Source organism: Bacillus cereus group sp. N24, from assembly GCF_016483345.1.
GTDB lineage: Bacteria > Bacillota > Bacilli > Bacillales > Bacillaceae_G > Bacillus_A > Bacillus_A toyonensis.
This window is the reverse complement of sequence record NZ_JAEHCA010000009.1, coordinates 115160-133508: the sequence shown is the minus strand read 5'-3', so window position 1 is coordinate 133508 and position 18349 is coordinate 115160. Positions and strand designations below refer to the sequence as shown.

The window sequence follows — 18349 nt, the reverse complement described above, 5'->3', positions numbered from 1 at the left end:
CATTACGCTTCTTTTCGACGATCAATTAATACAGCTAGTAAGATTACAAGTCCTTTTACAACTTGTTGGAAGAAAGAAGATACACCTAATAAATTTAAACCGTTATTTAGTACACCGATAATAAGTACACCGATGAATGTACCAACAATCCATCCTCTTCCTCCAGAAAGACTTGTCCCTCCTAATACAACTGCTGCAATTGCATCTAATTCGTAAGAAGTACCCGCAGTCGGCTGTGCAGAATCTAATCGTGATGTTAAGACAATACCTGCAAGCGCTGCCAAGATTCCGGAAAGACCGTAAATCATTACTTTAATTCTCGTAACATTAATACCTGATAGTGCTGCTGCTTCTTCATTTCCACCAATTGCAAATGTACGGCGACCAAATGTCGTTTTCTTCAAAATGAAGTACAGCACTGCGAAAGCGATCATCATTGTAACAGCTGGTACCGGAATACCAAGAAAATAACCGCGGCCAAACATTTGGAACATTAAATGATCACCAAGACCAGTGATCGGACGTCCGTCCATATAAACAAGCGTCAACCCACGAAAAATAGTCATTGTTGCTAAAGTCGCAATAAATGGAGCTACTTTTCCTTTCGCAATGATGATACCGTTTACAATTCCCATTACAAGACCAGCAAGTAGTCCAACTGCCATTGCAAGGAACGGGTCCATGCCACTTGCCATCATTCCAGCAACAAGTGCACTTGATAATGCTAAAATAGAACCTACCGATAAGTCAATACCCCCTGTTAAAATTACAAAGGTCATTCCGAATGCAATAAGCGCATTAATCGATACTTGACGCAGTATATTAAATAAATTTGGAATTTCAATAAATGCTGGATTTAAAGCTGTAATTACGACAATAATTAATACTAAACCGATTAAAGAACCGAGTTGTTGTAATACATTCCCCTTCTTAGCCATCCTTACTCTCCCCCTGTAGCTAGTGCCATTATAGACTCTTGTGATGCCTCATCTTTCCCTAAAATACCGCCGACTTTTCCTTCATGAATAACAAGAACTCTATCGCTCATCCCTAAAACTTCGGGAAGCTCAGATGATACCATAATAACGGCATCTCCTTGTTCAGTAAGCTTATTCATAATAGAGTAAATTTCTTTTTTCGCTCCAACATCCACACCTCTTGTTGGCTCATCTAAAATGAGTAACTGCGGATGAATACCTAACCATTTCGCAATTACAATCTTTTGCTGATTTCCACCAGAAAGAGATTTCACCGCTTGCTCTCCACTAGATGCTTTCACATTAAGAAGTTTCATCATGTCCTCTGTAAACTGTTGTTCTAGTTCGTTACTAAGGACACTTCCCTTTGAAAGACTTTCTAAATTCGGTAACGCTAAATTTTCTCGAATTGAGAAATCTAACACTAATCCTTCAGACTTTCTATCCTCTGTAATGAAAGCAATTCTTTGTCTAATTGCATCTATCGGACTATCAATCTTTACTTCTTGTCCGTTTATAAAAATTTGTCCAGAGTCTAAAGGTTCATATCCAAATATCGCTTTCATAATATCTGTGCGACCAGCTCCCATCAAGCCAGCTACACCAAGAATTTCACCTTTTCTAACTTGAAACGAAACATTTTCAAATTTCCCCTTTTTCGTTCCGTTACGCATTTCAAAAATTACTTCACCAATTTGACTATTTCGCTCTGGGTAACGTTCACCAATGCTGCGCCCCACCATCATACTCACTACTTCATCAAATGACGTTTCCGGAATTAATCTTTTCCCTACATATTCTCCATCACGCAAAATTGTAATAGCATCACATATTGAGAATATTTCTTCCATGCGGTGTGAAATGTAAACGAATGAACCCCCTTCTTTACGTAACTTATTTATAACTGTAAAGAGCGTTTCAATTTCACGATCCGTCAGTGCCGCAGTTGGTTCATCCATAATAATAACGCTTGCGCTTGTCATCAATGCTTTCGCAATTTCAATAATTTGCTGTTGTCCAACTGATAGTTCTCCTGCTAACATAGCACCTTTTACATGTAATCCTAGCTCCGCCAATTGCTGCTGCGCAATCGCGTTCATTTGACGAGTACGTAAAATACCTGTTTTCCCATACATTAACTCTTTACCGAGAAACATATTTTCAGCTACTGTTAAATTTGGCAATATGTTCAGTTCTTGATGTATAAATGCAATGCCGTACTCTTCAGCTTCTTTCGCATTTTTAAAAGTGCGTTCTTGCCCATCAATCGTGACTGTTCCACCATCTTTTGTATATACACCTGTTAAAATCTTCATGAGCGTCGATTTACCCGCTCCATTTTCCCCCATCAATGCATGGACTTCTCCTGCTTCAATCATAAACTGTGCATTCTTCAAAACAGGATTTCCACTGAACGCCTTTGAAATGTTTTTCATTTCAATACGCATTCTCATCACTTCCCTTTATTAAAAAATCACGCCTGCATGTAAAATTACATTGGCATAAGGCGTAGCCTCTCCTGTACGGATAATTGCCTTCGCTTTTTTTGTATTTTCTTTAAATTGTTCATGTGATACATATTCAAATGCTGGTTCTTTTAATTGCAGCTCAATCTCTTTATTTACTTCCGCATTATTGATAATGACTTCTTCTGCTAACGTCACTTTTTCAATTGCCATATCATCAGCTACAACTTGTAATACATCTAAAAAACTCGGCTTTCCAAGTTCAACAGCTAAATCAATTCGCTTTACTCCATCAGGAATCGGTAATCCGCAATCAGCAATTACAAGCGTATCTGTATGTCCGAGTGAAGCCAGGACTGCCGCAATCTCACTGTTTAATACACCGTGCTTTTTCATCCGACAATCACCTGCACTTCACGTACTCTATCTCTCGTTGGCATACCGCCTTGTGCCCCAAGTTTTGTTACAGAAAGGCCTCCAGCAATATTCGCAAAACGAATTGCTTTTTGAAGCGTTTCTCCTTCAGAAAGTGCAACTGCTAACGCACCATTAAATGTATCACCAGCTCCAGTCGTATCCACTACATCAACAGCAATGCTAGGAACATGTAGAATCTCCGTACCATTATGGAAACGAACACCGTTAGAACCTTCTGTCATCAATAGTTTATTTGGATATTTCGCCAGTAAATCTTCAATTGGTGATGTAAAATCATCTAATACAATGCGGCACTCATGTTCATTTGGCGTAATATACGTTGCCTTTTCTAATATGTCTTCTGATAACACTTGTGCTGGCGCTGGATTCAACATAACTGGAATTTTATGTTCTTCGCAAATAGATAGAACATACTTTACTGTTTCAAGCGGAATCTCTAATTGTAGAACAACCATATCAGCTTTTACGAGAAGATCTTTTGAACGATCTACAACCGATTCATTCACAAGAGCATTTGCTCCTTGTACGACAACAATACTGTTATCCTCTTCTGCTAAAACGATATGAGCAATTCCTGTCGTTCTATCTGTAACCGGTACCACATAGTCGATAAAAACACGTTCGTTCTCTAAATTTTTTCTAACTACTGTTCCGTAATCATCATTTCCTACTGCTCCAACCATTGCTACATTGGCACCTAATCTAGCTGCAGCAACTGCTTGGTTCGCCCCTTTCCCTCCTGGGATCGTATGAAATGCTTCACCAATTACTGTTTCTCCTGCTTTCGGCCGTTTCTTTGAAACAGCCACTAAGTCCATTGAAATACTACCTACTACTGCAATATTTGGCATCTGTTTCATCTCCTTACTTCGTTGTATTTCTTTCTATAATTTTAATCGGTAAACGATAGTGTTTCTCTTCCAATGCATTTCCTTCCATTTGCTCTAACAACAACTCTGTTGCAATTTTCCCCATCTCATATATTGGCTGTGCAACAGTTGTAATAGATGGATACATCATTTCTGTTAAAGAAATTCCATCGAATCCGATAATTTGTAAATCGTCAGGAATAGCCATTCCTTTTTGAAGTGCAGCCTTTACAATACCAATTGCAATTAAATCATTCCCAGCAACAATACCATCAATATGCGGGTATTCTTCTAATAATTTCATTGCTACACGCTCACTATTTGCTGGGTCAAATGTACTCTCTGCAATCATATATGAAAGATTATTTTGCGTAATGATATCTACAAAACCTTCAAAACGCTCATTCGCTGTACTTACATCACGTGGTCCACGAATATGTGCAATATGTTTGCATCCTTTATCTATTAACAACCTTGTCGCATCCTGACTTCCTGCATAGTTATCAGCATATACAGTAGGAATACGCTCATTAAACATACGGTCAATCGCAACGACTGGAACTGATAAATTCATGTAATTTATACTATTTTGTGGATTCGTTGCTACAATAAATCCATCTACATTATTTTGTCTAAGTACATCAATGTATTGTTTCTCTTTTTCTAAACTTTCATCAGAGTTACAAAGGACAACTGTGTAACCTTGTTTATGTGCTACATCTTCTACGGCACGTGCAACTTCTGGAAAGAATGGATTCACGATATTTGGAACTACTAACCCAATTAAACGAGATTTTTTATTATATAAAGAACGCGCTACTGTACTAGGTTTATAATCTAGCATTTCAATTGCTCGTTCTACCTTCTTTAACGTATCCTCATGAACATATCCATTTTTATTTAACACTCTGGAAACGGTCGCAACAGATACTCCCGCTAATTTCGCAACGTCTTTAATCGTACTCATTCTCTTTTCTCCTCATTTCATGTAACCGTTTACAGAAAATAATATAACGCATTTATAAAAATACGTCAATCATTTCTCACAAAAAAGCTTTTAAGGTTATACTCAAAAAAGCATCGCCTAATGGCGATGCTTTTTCATTACGTATATGATACAGTTTTTTCTTGTTCTTCTACAGCAGGCTTTTCAGCATCTTTTTTACGATCCGACAGTTTAATTTTCTGTAAGAAAATCGTAAAAATAGCGCCTACTACGATAAATACTAATCCTGTTAAGAATACAGTATGAAGTGAGTCTACTAAAGAATTTTTCAAAATTGGTACGATACTGTTAGCAAATGCTTCTGGCATTTGTTTTAATGCCTCTGGACTAAATAGCATCGAATATAAACCTTGTGGGTCTGTATGAATCATATCTTTAAATTTTGTTACCATTTGTCCCGCTTCTTTCGGGAATGTATCTAATACAGGTACTAACTTATTTGTTAATGTTGTACCTGACGTGTTATTCATAATTGATCCTAAAATTGTAATACCGAATGTCCCACCGATTTGACGGAAAAACTGACTTGATGATGTTACGACACCAAGGTCTTTTTTCGGGAAGCTTTCTTGTAACGCTAATGTTAATGTCGGCATTACAAGACCCATTCCTAAACCGATAACCATCATATAAGAAGTTGCAGTCAGTTTAGTTGTGTGCATATCCATCGTTGTTAATAACCAGAAACCACCAGCCATAATAAGCATACCTGCGATAATTTGTGGTTTTACACCGACTTTTAATACAAGTTGCCCACCAATAATACTCATAACAATCATTGTAATCATCATCGGTGTCATAATCGTTCCCGACTCAGCAGCACTTACTCCTACAATACCTTGCATGAAGAATGGTACGAACATAATCGCACCGAACATTCCGATACTCATAAAGAATCCAATCGCATTAAGTATTGTAAACGTACGGTTTTTAAAGAAATGCATCGGTAAAATTGGTTCTTCAGCTTTCGTTTCAACGATAACGAAACTAACGATACCAATTACAGCTAGTGCAAATAAACCGATAATTTGCCAAGAATCCCATGCGTAATCTTTTCCGCCAAACGTTAACGCAAGTAATAAACTTACAACACCAAGAATCATCGTAAAGATTCCAGCGATATCAATTTTAATTGGTCCCGTTTGTTTATGTGATTTTAATCCCATTGCGATAAAGATTGTTGCTAAAATACCGACTGGTAAGTTAATGTAGAATACCCATCTCCAGTTCACTGCGTCTACAATCCAACCACCAACTTGTGGTCCAATTACAGAAGCAAGACCGTATAACGCACCAAAAATACCTTGCCATTTCGCACGTTCTTTTCCCGTGAACATGTCTCCAATAATAATCATAGCCATCGGCATCATAATACCGCCACCAAGACCTTGAATACCACGGAAAATAATTAATTCTGTCATACCATTTGCCATACCACATAACGCTGAACCAATCATAAAAATAACTAGCCCTGTTATATATACGTTACGACGCCCAAGTAAATCCGCTAATTTTCCTGCAATTGGTACGACTGTCGTTGATGTTAACATATAAGCTGTTGTTAACCATGTCATTAAGCTTAGTCCGCCAAGTTCACCAACGATACGCGGCATCGCTGTACCAACGATTGTTCCGTCTAACGCAGCAAATAGCATCGCAATTACTAAACCAATTAACAACAACTTTCTATTTGTATTGCCTTGTTGCTCCATGTAATCTCCTCAATTCCTCTTATTTATTCTCTTTTTTCTCTTGTGTCCCGCAAATAATGGTTTCTAACTTTTCAAAGAGGCGCAACAAATCTTCTCGTTCTTGTAATTCTAATTGTGAAAAGTATTTTGCGATATGCTCATTACGAGCTGCCATCGCCTCTTTTACTGTATTTTTCCCCTTTTTCGTTAGCTCAATGACAACAACACGGCGATCATTATCATCGTGATAACGCTCTACTAACTCATGATCAATTAAACGGTCGATCATTACTGTAATGGCGCTCGGTTTTACGTACATTTTCTCCGCCAATTGTGTCGCTCTTGAAGCTCCGTAATGATCTAAAATCTTTAAAATATAAAATTGCGGTGGTGTAAGTCCTGATGCTTGCATTTGTTCCAATAGCTCTGTTTGCATTTTCTTTCCTATAGCGAATGTAAGAGCTTGAATCTTATCAATATGAGTCATATCATTTGGCATGTTATCCACCTCTTATTTAAACAATAAAATATTTAACGTATTTAAATATTAATCCCACGAACAAAATCCGTCAATACCTTTTATTCATAAAAACGTTTACATTTTTGTCACAAAGTTGTATAATTTTCGTCGAAGTTAATATTGACAGTCACGGAGAATCGGAGTATACGGCTATGAATCATAAAAAAGGGAACTTTTTTATATTTCATGGCCTTTTTATATTCTCTCTGTCTTAAACGCTTCCAATTAATTAGGGGAGGATTTTCATTTTATGTTTTTCACACAATTATTTAAACCTGCGCCCCATGCAGAACGCTTACCAGCTGATCGCATTGATAGCGAATACCGTAAATTACGTTTACAAGTATTTTTAGGTATCTTCATCGGTTATGCAGGTTACTACTTTGTTCGAAAAAACTTTTCACTAGCAATGCCATACTTAATTGAACAAGGCTTTAGTAAAGGGGAACTTGGGGTTATCCTTTCAGCAGTATCTATCGCTTACGGACTAAGTAAATTTCTTATGGGTATCGTATCCGACCGTTGTAATCCTCGCTACTTTTTAGCAGCTGGGCTATTTTTATCAGGTATCATTAATATTATTTTCGGCTCATTTTCTTTCATTACAACGAGCATTATACTTATGTTTGTACTTCAGTTTTTAAATGGCTGGGTACAAGGGATGGGATGGCCTCCTTGTGGTCGTACGATGGTTCACTGGTTCTCTATTAGTGAACGTGGTACAAAAATGTCTATTTGGAACGTCGCTCATAACGTCGGCGGCGCACTTATGCCTTCTCTCGTTACATTAGGCTTATACTTCTTTGCAAATGACTGGAAAAGTATATTTTACTTCCCAGGTATTCTTTCAATTTTAGTTGGTATTTATGTATTAATTACGATGAGAGATACACCCCAATCTTGTGGATTACCGTCTATTGAGGAACATACTGGCGAATATCCATCAGGTGAAAAAGTGAAAGATCGCGAACGCGAACTTTCGGTAAAAGAAATTTTATTTAAATACGTACTAAACAATAAATTTTTATGGTACATCGCTATCGCGAACGTTTTCGTATATTTCGTACGTTACGGCGTTGTAGACTGGGCTCCTACTTATTTAGTAGAGGAAAAAAGCTTTACTCATAGTAGCTCACGTACAGCTTACGCTCTATATGAATGGGCTGGTATTCCAGGTACACTTCTTTGCGGATGGATGAGCGATAAACTATTTAAAGGACGCCGCGCACCTGCTGGTATTTTATTTATGGTCGGTGTATTCATTGCCGTTCTTGTTTACTGGCTAAATCCTGCTGGTCACCCAATCATTGATAGTATCGCACTTGTTTCCATTGGATTTTTAATTTACGGACCTGTTATGCTAATTGGTCTTCACGCACTTGACTTAGCACCAAAGAAAGCTGCTGGAACTGCAGCAGGCCTAACTGGTTTCTTCGGTTACCTAGGCGGAGCTACTTTTGCTAGCGCAGCTATGGGCTTTATTGTAGATGCATTCGGATGGGATGGCGGATTCATTTTATTACTTGTATCTTGCGTACTTGCAATGTTCTTCCTTGCCCTTACTTTAAATACAGGATCTGCAAAGTCAAAACAAGCTTAAAAAAAATATAAATATGTAAACAAACATAAAAATAGCTCTTAGCGTTTATTCTATACGCTAAGAGCTATTCTTTATTTACAGCACTTTTCTTACTAGCTATAACAATCAATTCCTTCCCTACTATAAAATTAAAAAATTTGATGAAATACCTTTATTAATACAGCTAACGTAACAGATGCAGCAAATCCCCCTAAACAAATTAAGCTTACCCCTTGACTATATGATAAATTTTGAAATGATTTCATACCTTCCATCCTCCCTATCTCCCCTTTGATAATTTTATTTTACCAATGGGAAAATTTTCATAACATCGATTTTCCTAACAACAAACTTACAAATTTGTAAGTTAACATCTTTTCAACTTATATATCTAGTATTTCCACAAAAGGATGTCATTTATACATAAAAAAAGACCTCGGGTATCCCAAAGTCTTAGTTACGTGCTATTTCATTTTATTTTATAATCATTACTGGACATTTCACTCGTTTTGCTATTTTATGACTTACGCTACCAAGCATCATTTCTTGTAATGTATTTAATCCTCTGCTCCCAGCAATAACAAGATCTATATCCCCTGTATTTACATATTGAACGAGCGTATCACCAGGATCACCATGCAGAATCGTAAATTTATAAGAAATCTTCTCTTCCTTTAATAATCCTTCAATCTCTTTTAATTTATCTTTCCGACTAGCTGATATTGTTTCAAAATCTGTTTGTCCGTGTATAATATCTGATTTTGCTGTTCTATTATCTACGACATATACAATTTCAACATTTGCTTCTTCACTACATTTCGCAATATGTATTGCATGCTCCGCTGCCCGAAGTGCATGTTCAGAACCATCACATGCTAATATGATTTGTTTGTACATATGCTGAATCCCCTTTTCATTATCTTACTCGTATTATAATACAAAAGCCCCTTTTTTGTTTTTTAAAAGGGGCTAATAAATAGTATAAGATTAAAAAATCATAGTCCTTTAGCCAGCAATCCTTTTATTATAAGCCGCTAAATTTGTAACGAGCTTCGAACTACGTTCATTTAATCCCGTTATACTTACTTTTACACCAATCTGTTCATACTTTATGATAACTTTATCAATTGCGGCCACTGCTGAATCATCCCATACGTGTGCATGAGTAAAGTTCATTTCAATTTCTTTTACATCTTCATTAAATGAAAAAGCATTTATAAAATCTGCCGTAGATGCGAAGAATAGTTGGCCATGAATTTCGTATATTTTCTTATTTTCAATATATAAATGTTTCACGTGAATCTTTGCCATGTTGAATGCAAATAAAACAGCACTAATTACTGTCCCAATAATCACGCCTAATCCTAGATTGTGGGTGATAAGAACAACGAAAACCGTTACGATCATGACGAACGCATTTCCTTTTGGCACTTTATGAATCGTCGCTACAGAGTTCCAATCAAATGTTCCAATTGAAACCATAATCATAACTGCAACTAAAGCTGCCATCGGAATATGAACAACATAATCACCTAAAACAAATAGTAATACGATTAAAAATCCGCCCGCTACAAATGTTGATAAACGCCCTCGTCCACCTGACTTAATGTTAATAACAGATTGGCCAATCATTGCACATCCTGCCATTCCTCCGAAAAATCCAGCAACAATGTTCGCAATCCCTTGTCCACGTGCCTCTTTATGTTTATTACTTTCTGTATGTGTCATATCATCTAAAACCGAAGCAGTTAATAAAGACTCTAGTAAGCCAATAATTGCAAGCATAACTGCGTATGGCAAAATAATACCTAATGTCTCAAGTGTAAACGGAACATCAGGAATACTAAAGAACGGTAATTCTTTCGGTAAGCTTCCCATATCCCCTACTGTTTTCAACTGTAATCCACTTATAAGCGCAATGCTTGTCACAATAATAATTGAAATAAGTGTAGACGGCACAGCCGTTGTAATACGTGGAAATAAATATATAATTGCAAGTCCTAATGCGACAAGCGCATACATTTGCCAAGTTGCATTTTTAAACTGCGGCAATTGCGCTGTAAAAACTAAAATTCCAAGTGCATTTAAAAAACCACTCATAACAGATTTCGGAACAAACTTCATAAATGAGCTCAGTTTGAACACACCAAAAATAATTTGGACAATACCTGTTAATATTGTCGCAGCAAATAAATATTGCAAACCGTGATCTTTAACGAGCGTCACCATTAATAATGCCATTGCACCTGTTGCAGCTGAAATCATCCCAGTTCTTCCACCAACAAACGACATGGTAACCGCAATACAAAAGGCTGCGTATAATCCAACAGTCGGATCCACGCCTGCAATAACAGAGAAAGCAATCGCTTCAGGAATTAACGCTAAAGCAACAACAATTCCTGATAGCACATCCCCTTTCACGTTGGAGAACCAATCATTTTTTATCGTTTGAAACAAAATACCACTCCTCTACTCTTCTATCATTTGATTTTCTCCATAAGAAAATCATGCCGACTGCACGAAGGCTATTATATAACGAGTAAAGGATATTGCGCTATGTAAAAGTTTCCTAAAAAAAGACGCTATCTTCGTAGCGTCTTTTCTCGTTTCATTAATGTCCACCGTGACCTTGACCACTTTCTTGAACAATCTCTAATCTCTCATCTAATATTCCTTGTGTTTCAAATGAAATATTACTCGTACTGCCTAAAAGGAAACCATGGTTATATGGTCCCAGTGTTGGGTCATCTTTAAACTTCGGCTGAATACTAGCAAGGAAGTCATAAACTGGTTGTGAAGCTTTACCTTCCTCTAGCAAGACAACAGGTGCGTGTTTACCCATATGTGAAAACGGTGCTCCTGCAATTGCTAAGTCTGGTGTTTCGCTTGAAACAAATGACAAACCGTGACCTGGTTTTGTGAATCCCCAGCCGAACTTTGTTTTTTCATCTTTAAACTTCGCAAATGCGATAGAATTTTCTAGTGGAGTCTCTCCACTAATACGCGTTACTTTCCCATATTTACTTAACTCTCGTTCTACTTCTTTTGAAACGATTTTCTCTGGTCCTAACACATATATATTCGCTTTATCTTTTCTCATCTTTAACGCCTCAATTGTCGCTTCTGGCACTTTATTCTTTTCTGTATAGAGTAGTGGCTCTGGCATATGAGAAATCCAGTTTACTGCTGGTGTTGTATACAAACGTCCTTCTTCTTCAGACGAACCGACAATAACGCTATTTGGATAGCTTCCTGTTATATCGGCATATTCTTTATCAACATCTTTAGCAAATATAGCTGGATCTGTTTCTTTTATTTGCTTTACTTTATATTCTTTTAATTGCTCAAGGATAGATGCACCTACATCCCCCATCACCATAATTTGTGTTCCATCTTTCGTTCCGAGCGGATTTAATCGTTTTATTTCTTTTAACGTCATTTCAGGTACCTTTTCTTTTTCTATAAATAAAATCGGCCCATTATTCGGATGGTGAATAAGATCCGCACTCGCAATACCTAATTGCCACTCATTTACTGGTACTAAAATAATAGCGCCTGGCTGATTCTCTTTATGCGTTGCTGGCCATATCGTTTGCGAAGTTAGTACTGCCATTTGCAATGGATCATTTGTATTTAATCTCGTTACGTTTTTTAAACTTGTCGTTAATAAATCATTCGATGCCCCTTTATTCATTTCTTTCGGCGCAGTTACCTCTTGATTCATTTTCATTTCCTTTTGCTCTGTTTTCTTCTCTTTTGTAGTTTCATGATTTTTATGTTCCATATCATTCGTCTGCCCACATGCAGCAAGACCAACTGCTGTAATTATTGTTATCCCAAAAACTCGGGTCACTTTTTTCACTATACCGCCTCCGTATCAATCGTTTTCGAGCCAATATCATTACCTAAATTAGAATTTCACCTTTACAATAACAAGCAATTCTGAAGAAATTATGCAGATGCATGATAATCTGCACCATTTCTTCATGATTTTGACTTACAATTTAAGTAATAACTAAAAATGCGGAGGTACTCTATGGTCGATATACTACTCGTAGATGATGAACCGAGAATGCTTGAATTATTAACGCTGTATCTTACTCCAATTGGATATAACTGCGTATGTGCGAGTTCAGGAGAAGAAGCTATTTTACATATAGAAAACCGAAACTTTAAATTTGTTTTACTCGATATTATGATGCCAAAGATGGACGGGTGGGACACGTGCAAAAAAATCCGCTCATTTAGTAACGTTCCTATTATTATGGTTACCGCTCGTGATCAAACAGTAGATGTCGTCCAAGGATTAAAACTCGGAGCGGATGATTACGTAACGAAACCTTTCCATGAAGAGGAACTTTTCGCAAGAATTGAAGCTGTTTTAAGGCGCACAAATGAACATAAACAAATCCAATATCACGGCATTCTATGGGATGAGGCGAAGCACTTTGCTTCTGTATATAATGAAGAACTTCTTCTCACACCAATCGAATTCTCTTTACTCGGATTATTTTTACGCCATGTAAATTATGTATTAAGCCGTGATCAGCTCATTGAACGAATTTGGGGATTAAACACAAATACCGAAGATCGCACAGTCGATTCACATATTCGTAATTTGCGTGATAAATTGCGAAAAGCAAATTTCCCTATTGATCATCATTTAAAAACTGTGTACGGGGTAGGTTACAGGTGGGTTGATACCGAATATTTAGGAGCGAAACGATGAAGCGAATTTCTATTCAATTCGGATTTTATTTTTTAATTGTTACACTTTTAATCGAAAGCGTCCTCTTTGTTTTGCTCTATTATAGTCTTGTAAACAATAGAGTGAATGAAGAAATGACTGCTCTATTAAAACGAGGAAATAGTCATCGAGATGTACTTGAAAAATATTATGATAAACAAACAATCTCTCACGTTGCATTAATGGAGTCTGAAGCTGAAACTACTGTTGTTATTACAAATGCAAATAAAGCAGTACTAGCTAAATCTAACGAAATAAACACGACTATAAAAAATCATATTAGTGGAATGCAAACTCGAACCGACCATAACGGAGCTATTATAGAAAATCATTGGAAAACATCTAATTATATTTGTACAGTTAGCCCCATTGTAGTGGGTGGAAAACATGAGGGCTATGTGTACATGTTTCTTGGAACTGAATCAATTGAAGAGATGGTTAATAGGCTAACAAAACAATTCATTATTGCCGGTATCATCACATTTCTACTAACAGCCATCACCATTTTTCTATTATCCCGTTTATTAACAAAGCCATTGTTACACATGAAACATGCCACTGAAAAAATGAGTAAAGGTGATTTATCCGTTTCATTAACGACTACTCGAAATGATGAAATTGGTGAACTCGCACAATCTATTCAAACGCTCGCAAATGATTTACATTATATGAAAACGGAAAGAAGTGAATTTCTAGCAAGTGTTGCTCACGAATTACGTACACCTTTAACATACGTAAGAGGTTACGCTGACATTGCCTTAAAAGACAGCACACCTCCTGAACAACGTTTACGATATTTATCTATAATAAAAGATGAGTCTGATTATATTACGAACTTAGTTCAAGATTTATTTTCACTCGCTCAAATGGAACAACATAACTTTTCTATTCAAGTAAAGGAAGTACATTTACACACTTTCCTTACTCGCATAGCCGAAAAAGTAAACGCCATGTATAAAGAAAGACACATTAAAGTTTCTTTCACTTGTCCTCCTACACTGTTAGTCAACTTAGATGAACAGCGATTCGAACAAGTGATAGTGAACATTTTAAATAACGCTTATAGACATTCAAAAGAGCATTCTCATATCAACATTTCTGTTACAGAAGAATATAAGCATATTTCCATCACCATTGAGGACGACGGTGAAGGTATTCCCCCTGAAGACCTCCCTCACATTTTCGACCGCTTTTATCGTGTTGATAAAGCAAGAACACGATCTACAGGTGGAACCGGTTTAGGGCTTTCTATCGTGAAGGAAATCGTAGAACTACACGGCGGGAATATTACAGTCATAAGTGAAGTTGATCATGGATCTTGTTTTACAATTTCATTGCCATCTATAAAGAAACACGACTACTATGAGTAGTCGTGTTTCTTTATCCTTTAAGATTTCACTTTATAATATAGATTTACAAACTGTCCAAAACATTTCGTATCTGTTAAAGTTAAATTGATTTCCGGGTTCTTGTCTTGAAATAACGGAACTCCAGAACCTAATATATGCGGTGTAATCGTGACAACATATTCATCAATTAGATTATTCTTAAAGAACTCTCTTAATAAACTCCCTCCACCAACCATCCATATTTTAGATCCTTCCTGCTCTTTCAACCTTTTCGTAAACTCCACTACATCTTCATTTACAAACTCCACGTGTTCGTTTGAACCTTTTTCCGAGTTAGAAAAAACATAACATTTTTTATCTACATACGGGAATGTTTCCGTATGCTCTACTACATAATCGTACGTTCTTTTTCCCATAATTATTGTATCAATCGTTTCGTACATTTCTGTATAACCGTTGTCTCCCTCTCCTTCCGTTTCCATTAACCACTGTAAATCGTCATCTTCTTTCGCAATAAATCCATCTAAGCTCGCCGCAATAAATAAAACAATTTCACGTGACATATTTTTTCCTCCTTACGTTTCATCTTGATAAAATTATGATGTAAGCAATATACTAACAGTAAAACATGACAATTAATGTCATATTAAAAAGAAACAGGTGGTATATTTGTCAAAAGCTAAACGCTTATTAGATATTCTTATATTTGCTTCTGCGAAAAAAACATTTACAGCGCAAGAAATAGCTGATGAATTTAATATTTCCGTTCGTACTGTTCATAGATACATTTTAGATTTAAGTGATATGGGGTTGCCTATTTATGCTGAACAAGGTCGTAACGGAGGATATAAAGTATTAACGAATAGGGTCATTCCGCCTATTTTATTTACCGAAGAAGAAGCCGTATCCATCTTTTTTGCTTTTCAATCTTTAAGCTACTATCGAGACTTGCCTTTCAATACAGAAATCAATTCTGTTACTCATAAACTGTATAGCTCTCTTCAAAACGATGCGAAAGCGAAAGTTGATAAAATCCGCTCTTATATCGCCTTTTGGAATCCTAAGAGAACAATTGATACACCACTTTTAAAAGAAGTGTTAACAGCGGCTATTGAAAATAAAAATTTACACTTTCAATACGAATCTAAATCAGGGATAAAAACAAAACACGTTCACCCTATCGGTGTATATGCTCACGATAGTTTATGGTATTTGCCATCCTATGACTTTAGCAGGCAGAAAGTATTACTGTATCGTGTTGATCGTATTCTTTCTATACTATCCACGGAAGAAAACGAAGATACTTTTATGAATTTAGAAGAATGGTTTGCCTCTAACTCTAACGTAATAAACATTCCTACTCAGTTACATGTTTTACTCACAACCGAAGGCGTACGCCAATGTAAAAGCGTTCCTTACCTTGAAGAGTTCATTGAAGTAAACGAAGATGGGACGGGGTATATACATTCAACAATTGATAAAAGTGAAATCCATTTTATTACTCCTTTATTTTATAGACTAGGAAAAGATGCAAAAGTTTTAGAACCAAAAGAATTGATAGATGGTTTACGTATACGTGCGAAAGAAGTTTTACATATGTATGAAGACTAAAAAGATGCTAAATATAAGCAGCTTTTTAGTCTAGTTATTCCTATTGTTTTATTATTGACGAATATCGAACCACCAACGATTTTTCGCATTCATATTCTCCATCCCACTAAACCCACTGTAACGGAAAGCATCAAGGAAGATTGAATCTAGCTTATCCTCATCTACAAAATAACCTAAGTTAACTTTTACCCTTTGTCCTGGTCGGATACTGCCAATATTGTAAAAACTTTTTCCGTCTCCATGAGGTTCTAAATAATCAACTTCACCCGTCATAATATTTCTTTCTGCAACTCCATCTTTCCCAGCATAATTCCATACATTACCTTTAGATTTAAGCACTTGTATGGATGGAGTCATATAAATTTCTTCTGTTGCCTGTTTACCTATATTTTTCACTGTTGTTGTCAGGTAGACAAATTTAGGATGAACTAATTTTGATTCTACTAATTGATCAATTGAATCTTTACCATTTCCAATTTTATATTTGTCCCGTTTATATGGTATCAATTGTCCCCCTTGATCCAAAGCTTGATTCTTGCTTAGTATCCCTAAGCCCATTTCATTAAAGTTCTCTTGTTTAAAGTCTTTGATTGAATCAAAGACTTCAACTTTTTCTATCACATATTCAACTTGGCTGTCATCCATCGTTATCGTTACTGGAACCTTTTGTCCTACATGAAATAGTCGTTTGCTATCTTTTTTCAAAGGAATCACCTTAGTTTTTTTAGGTTCATCTGCTTTGCTAAAACGATTTTCATCATATTCTACTATATGTGATGCCTTTTCTTTTGACGTAGGCTCAAGTGAAATGCTCCCTAACACTTCCATCATTTGTTCTTCGTTTACATCGTATCCAATATAACTTTCTAACATAATCCCTTCTTTCTCAAAAAAGAAAAAGACCTTTCTGTCAAACATTACATTGTTGTTTCCTGTTTCTTTATGGACAATTACTGCTTTCCTACCATTTATCTCTTTTTCTTCGTAACTTTTCGAATACAGAGTTTGAAAATCTGTATTTTCCCCTATCCTCCGAAGAGCGAATGAAAATCCCCCCATTGCGTAGTTATCTTTAAATGAATATTTCATAGCACTGTCATCAATTGCTTCCATATTTTCTGGCAATTTACCAATCTTCAACTTATACCACTTATCACTCTTTTTCGAATCCTTATTTGTTACTGAAACATTTACTTCGTAATTTTGTTTTTGGACAATCATATTATAGACTTTCACTGCCCCAAAAACTGTTGTCGGCATGCCAATCAATAAGCAAGTAGCAGCGATTAACATACGATGTTTTTTACGCTTTTTCTGCGGTTGTCCATCTTTTAGCTTCATTTCCTCCATAAACAATTTCTTTTTGCGCGTATATGTATGTGAAAATTCATGCTGTTCTTCGAGTTTATCAAAATCATCTAAAGCAATTTTTTCAGCAAGTTCATATATTTCTTTGGAGTTCTTTGAATTCGTCATGTTGTATACCTCCTATCATATTTTGAACTCGTTTTCGAGCGCGTTCAAACTGCTTGCGGACATTCGCCTCCGTTATCCCCATGACACTTGAAATTTCTTGATACGTTAAGTTATAGAAGACTTTGTACTTAAACACCTGTCTGTTAGATTCACTTAATTCCTTTAGCAATGTATCAATTTTAACCTCAGACATTTTACGTTTTTCCCACTCTTCAACATTTTCATCTACTGTTTCTATTGATTCTCTTTCAAATTCTTCTAAGAATGTTTCATGTCGTTTATTTTTCCGATAACTATCAATCGCCTTGTTTTTCGCGACCCTCAAAATGTAGCGTTTAAGCTCTTGAGTAGCCAAGCTATGGAGTTTTTCCAAGTTCTTATAAAGAGTAATAAACGTCTCTTGAACCGCATCTTCAGCCTGCTGAATATTATTTAAAATAGAATAAGCCACATAATAAATTTTTTGTTCGTACAACTCATATAGCTCTTCCATCTTTTCATAATCGTTGTTTGTAACTTTCATATAATTCCTCCTCTCACTCTATATAACGAATGAGCGATATACTTTGTGACACTGCAAAATCTTTTTATAGATAAAATTTAATAATAGAATAAACAAA

Annotated in this window: 18 protein-coding genes; 4 read left to right on the top strand and 14 right to left on the bottom strand. The window is 36.2% G+C overall.

Annotated elements, in window-relative coordinates:
- Positions 1-2: 2 nt before the first annotated feature.
- The 7 genes from JDS95_RS15500 to JDS95_RS15470 form a co-directional block, all read right to left on the bottom strand.
- The gene (locus JDS95_RS15500) at positions 3-938 is read right to left on the bottom strand and encodes an ABC transporter permease subunit (RefSeq protein WP_001074641.1); all 936 of its coding nucleotides are present in this window, start codon (positions 936-938) and stop codon (positions 3-5) included.
- A 2-nt stretch (positions 939-940) separates the two neighbouring features.
- Positions 941-2425 (bottom strand): ribose ABC transporter ATP-binding protein RbsA, encoded by a 1485-nt coding sequence (gene rbsA / locus JDS95_RS15495; protein WP_199690622.1) that lies wholly within the window; start codon positions 2423-2425, stop codon positions 941-943.
- 18 nt (positions 2426-2443) lie between these two features.
- On the bottom strand, positions 2444-2839 hold the full coding sequence (rbsD, locus tag JDS95_RS15490; RefSeq protein ID WP_000716145.1) for a D-ribose pyranase: 396 nt from the start codon (positions 2837-2839) through the stop codon (positions 2444-2446).
- The gene (rbsK, locus tag JDS95_RS15485) at positions 2836-3732 is read right to left on the bottom strand and encodes a ribokinase (protein ID WP_085451032.1); all 897 of its coding nucleotides are present in this window, start codon (positions 3730-3732) and stop codon (positions 2836-2838) included. Before rbsK ends, rbsD begins: the two co-directional genes overlap by 4 nt.
- A gap of 13 nt (positions 3733-3745) precedes the next feature.
- Entirely contained in the window at positions 3746-4717 is a 972-nt protein-coding gene (rbsR, locus tag JDS95_RS15480; protein WP_085451033.1) for a ribose operon transcriptional repressor RbsR, read from the bottom strand.
- Positions 4718-4854: 137 nt separating this feature from the next.
- On the bottom strand, positions 4855-6468 hold the full coding sequence (locus JDS95_RS15475; protein ID WP_000437659.1) for an MDR family MFS transporter: 1614 nt from the start codon (positions 6466-6468) through the stop codon (positions 4855-4857).
- 19 nt (positions 6469-6487) lie between these two features.
- Positions 6488-6946 (bottom strand): MarR family winged helix-turn-helix transcriptional regulator, encoded by a 459-nt coding sequence (locus tag JDS95_RS15470; RefSeq protein ID WP_001132370.1) that lies wholly within the window; start codon positions 6944-6946, stop codon positions 6488-6490.
- Between the two features lie 271 nt (positions 6947-7217).
- On the opposite strand from JDS95_RS15470, the gene glpT reads away from it, so the two are divergent.
- The gene (glpT, locus tag JDS95_RS15465) at positions 7218-8567 is read left to right on the top strand and encodes a glycerol-3-phosphate transporter (protein WP_000466380.1); all 1350 of its coding nucleotides are present in this window, start codon (positions 7218-7220) and stop codon (positions 8565-8567) included.
- A gap of 128 nt (positions 8568-8695) precedes the next feature.
- Here the strand turns inward: glpT and JDS95_RS15460 are convergent, their stop codons facing one another.
- From JDS95_RS15460 to JDS95_RS15445, 4 genes are all read right to left on the bottom strand, one after another.
- A complete protein-coding gene (locus JDS95_RS15460) occupies positions 8696-8812 on the bottom strand; it encodes a DUF4027 family protein (RefSeq protein ID WP_000834733.1) in 117 nt (38 codons plus the stop codon).
- 208 nt (positions 8813-9020) lie between these two features.
- The gene (locus JDS95_RS15455) at positions 9021-9443 is read right to left on the bottom strand and encodes a universal stress protein (protein WP_000277986.1); all 423 of its coding nucleotides are present in this window, start codon (positions 9441-9443) and stop codon (positions 9021-9023) included.
- Positions 9444-9551: 108 nt separating this feature from the next.
- Complete coding sequence (locus tag JDS95_RS15450; protein ID WP_000487899.1) at positions 9552-11003, bottom strand: SulP family inorganic anion transporter; 1452 nt, start codon at positions 11001-11003, stop codon at positions 9552-9554.
- 154 nt (positions 11004-11157) lie between these two features.
- Positions 11158-12408 carry a cell wall-binding repeat-containing protein gene (locus JDS95_RS15445; RefSeq protein WP_000758142.1) on the bottom strand — a complete coding sequence of 417 codons (1251 nt, stop codon included), beginning with the start codon at positions 12406-12408 and terminating at the stop codon, positions 11158-11160.
- 174 nt (positions 12409-12582) lie between these two features.
- On the opposite strand from JDS95_RS15445, the gene JDS95_RS15440 reads away from it, so the two are divergent.
- Positions 12583-13275 (top strand): response regulator transcription factor, encoded by a 693-nt coding sequence (locus JDS95_RS15440; RefSeq protein ID WP_000227651.1) that lies wholly within the window; start codon positions 12583-12585, stop codon positions 13273-13275.
- Positions 13272-14663 (top strand): sensor histidine kinase, encoded by a 1392-nt coding sequence (locus tag JDS95_RS15435; RefSeq protein ID WP_085451036.1) that lies wholly within the window; start codon positions 13272-13274, stop codon positions 14661-14663. The genes JDS95_RS15440 and JDS95_RS15435 overlap by 4 nt, the downstream gene beginning before the upstream one ends.
- A gap of 17 nt (positions 14664-14680) precedes the next feature.
- On the opposite strand, the gene JDS95_RS15430 is transcribed toward JDS95_RS15435, so the two are convergent.
- Entirely contained in the window at positions 14681-15205 is a 525-nt protein-coding gene (locus JDS95_RS15430) for a dihydrofolate reductase family protein (RefSeq protein ID WP_000085753.1), read from the bottom strand.
- Between the two features lie 106 nt (positions 15206-15311).
- Between JDS95_RS15430 and JDS95_RS15425 the strand changes: the two genes are divergently transcribed.
- The gene (locus tag JDS95_RS15425) at positions 15312-16253 is read left to right on the top strand and encodes a helix-turn-helix transcriptional regulator (protein WP_199690621.1); all 942 of its coding nucleotides are present in this window, start codon (positions 15312-15314) and stop codon (positions 16251-16253) included.
- Between the two features lie 51 nt (positions 16254-16304).
- On the opposite strand, the gene JDS95_RS15420 is transcribed toward JDS95_RS15425, so the two are convergent.
- Together JDS95_RS15420 and JDS95_RS15415 are read right to left on the bottom strand one after the other, a co-directional pair.
- Complete coding sequence (locus JDS95_RS15420) at positions 16305-17729, bottom strand: DUF4367 domain-containing protein (protein WP_199690620.1); 1425 nt, start codon at positions 17727-17729, stop codon at positions 16305-16307.
- Positions 17695-18252 carry an RNA polymerase sigma factor gene (locus tag JDS95_RS15415; protein ID WP_199690618.1) on the bottom strand — a complete coding sequence of 186 codons (558 nt, stop codon included), beginning with the start codon at positions 18250-18252 and terminating at the stop codon, positions 17695-17697. The genes JDS95_RS15420 and JDS95_RS15415 overlap by 35 nt, the downstream gene beginning before the upstream one ends.
- Between the last annotated feature and the right edge of the window lie 97 nt (positions 18253-18349).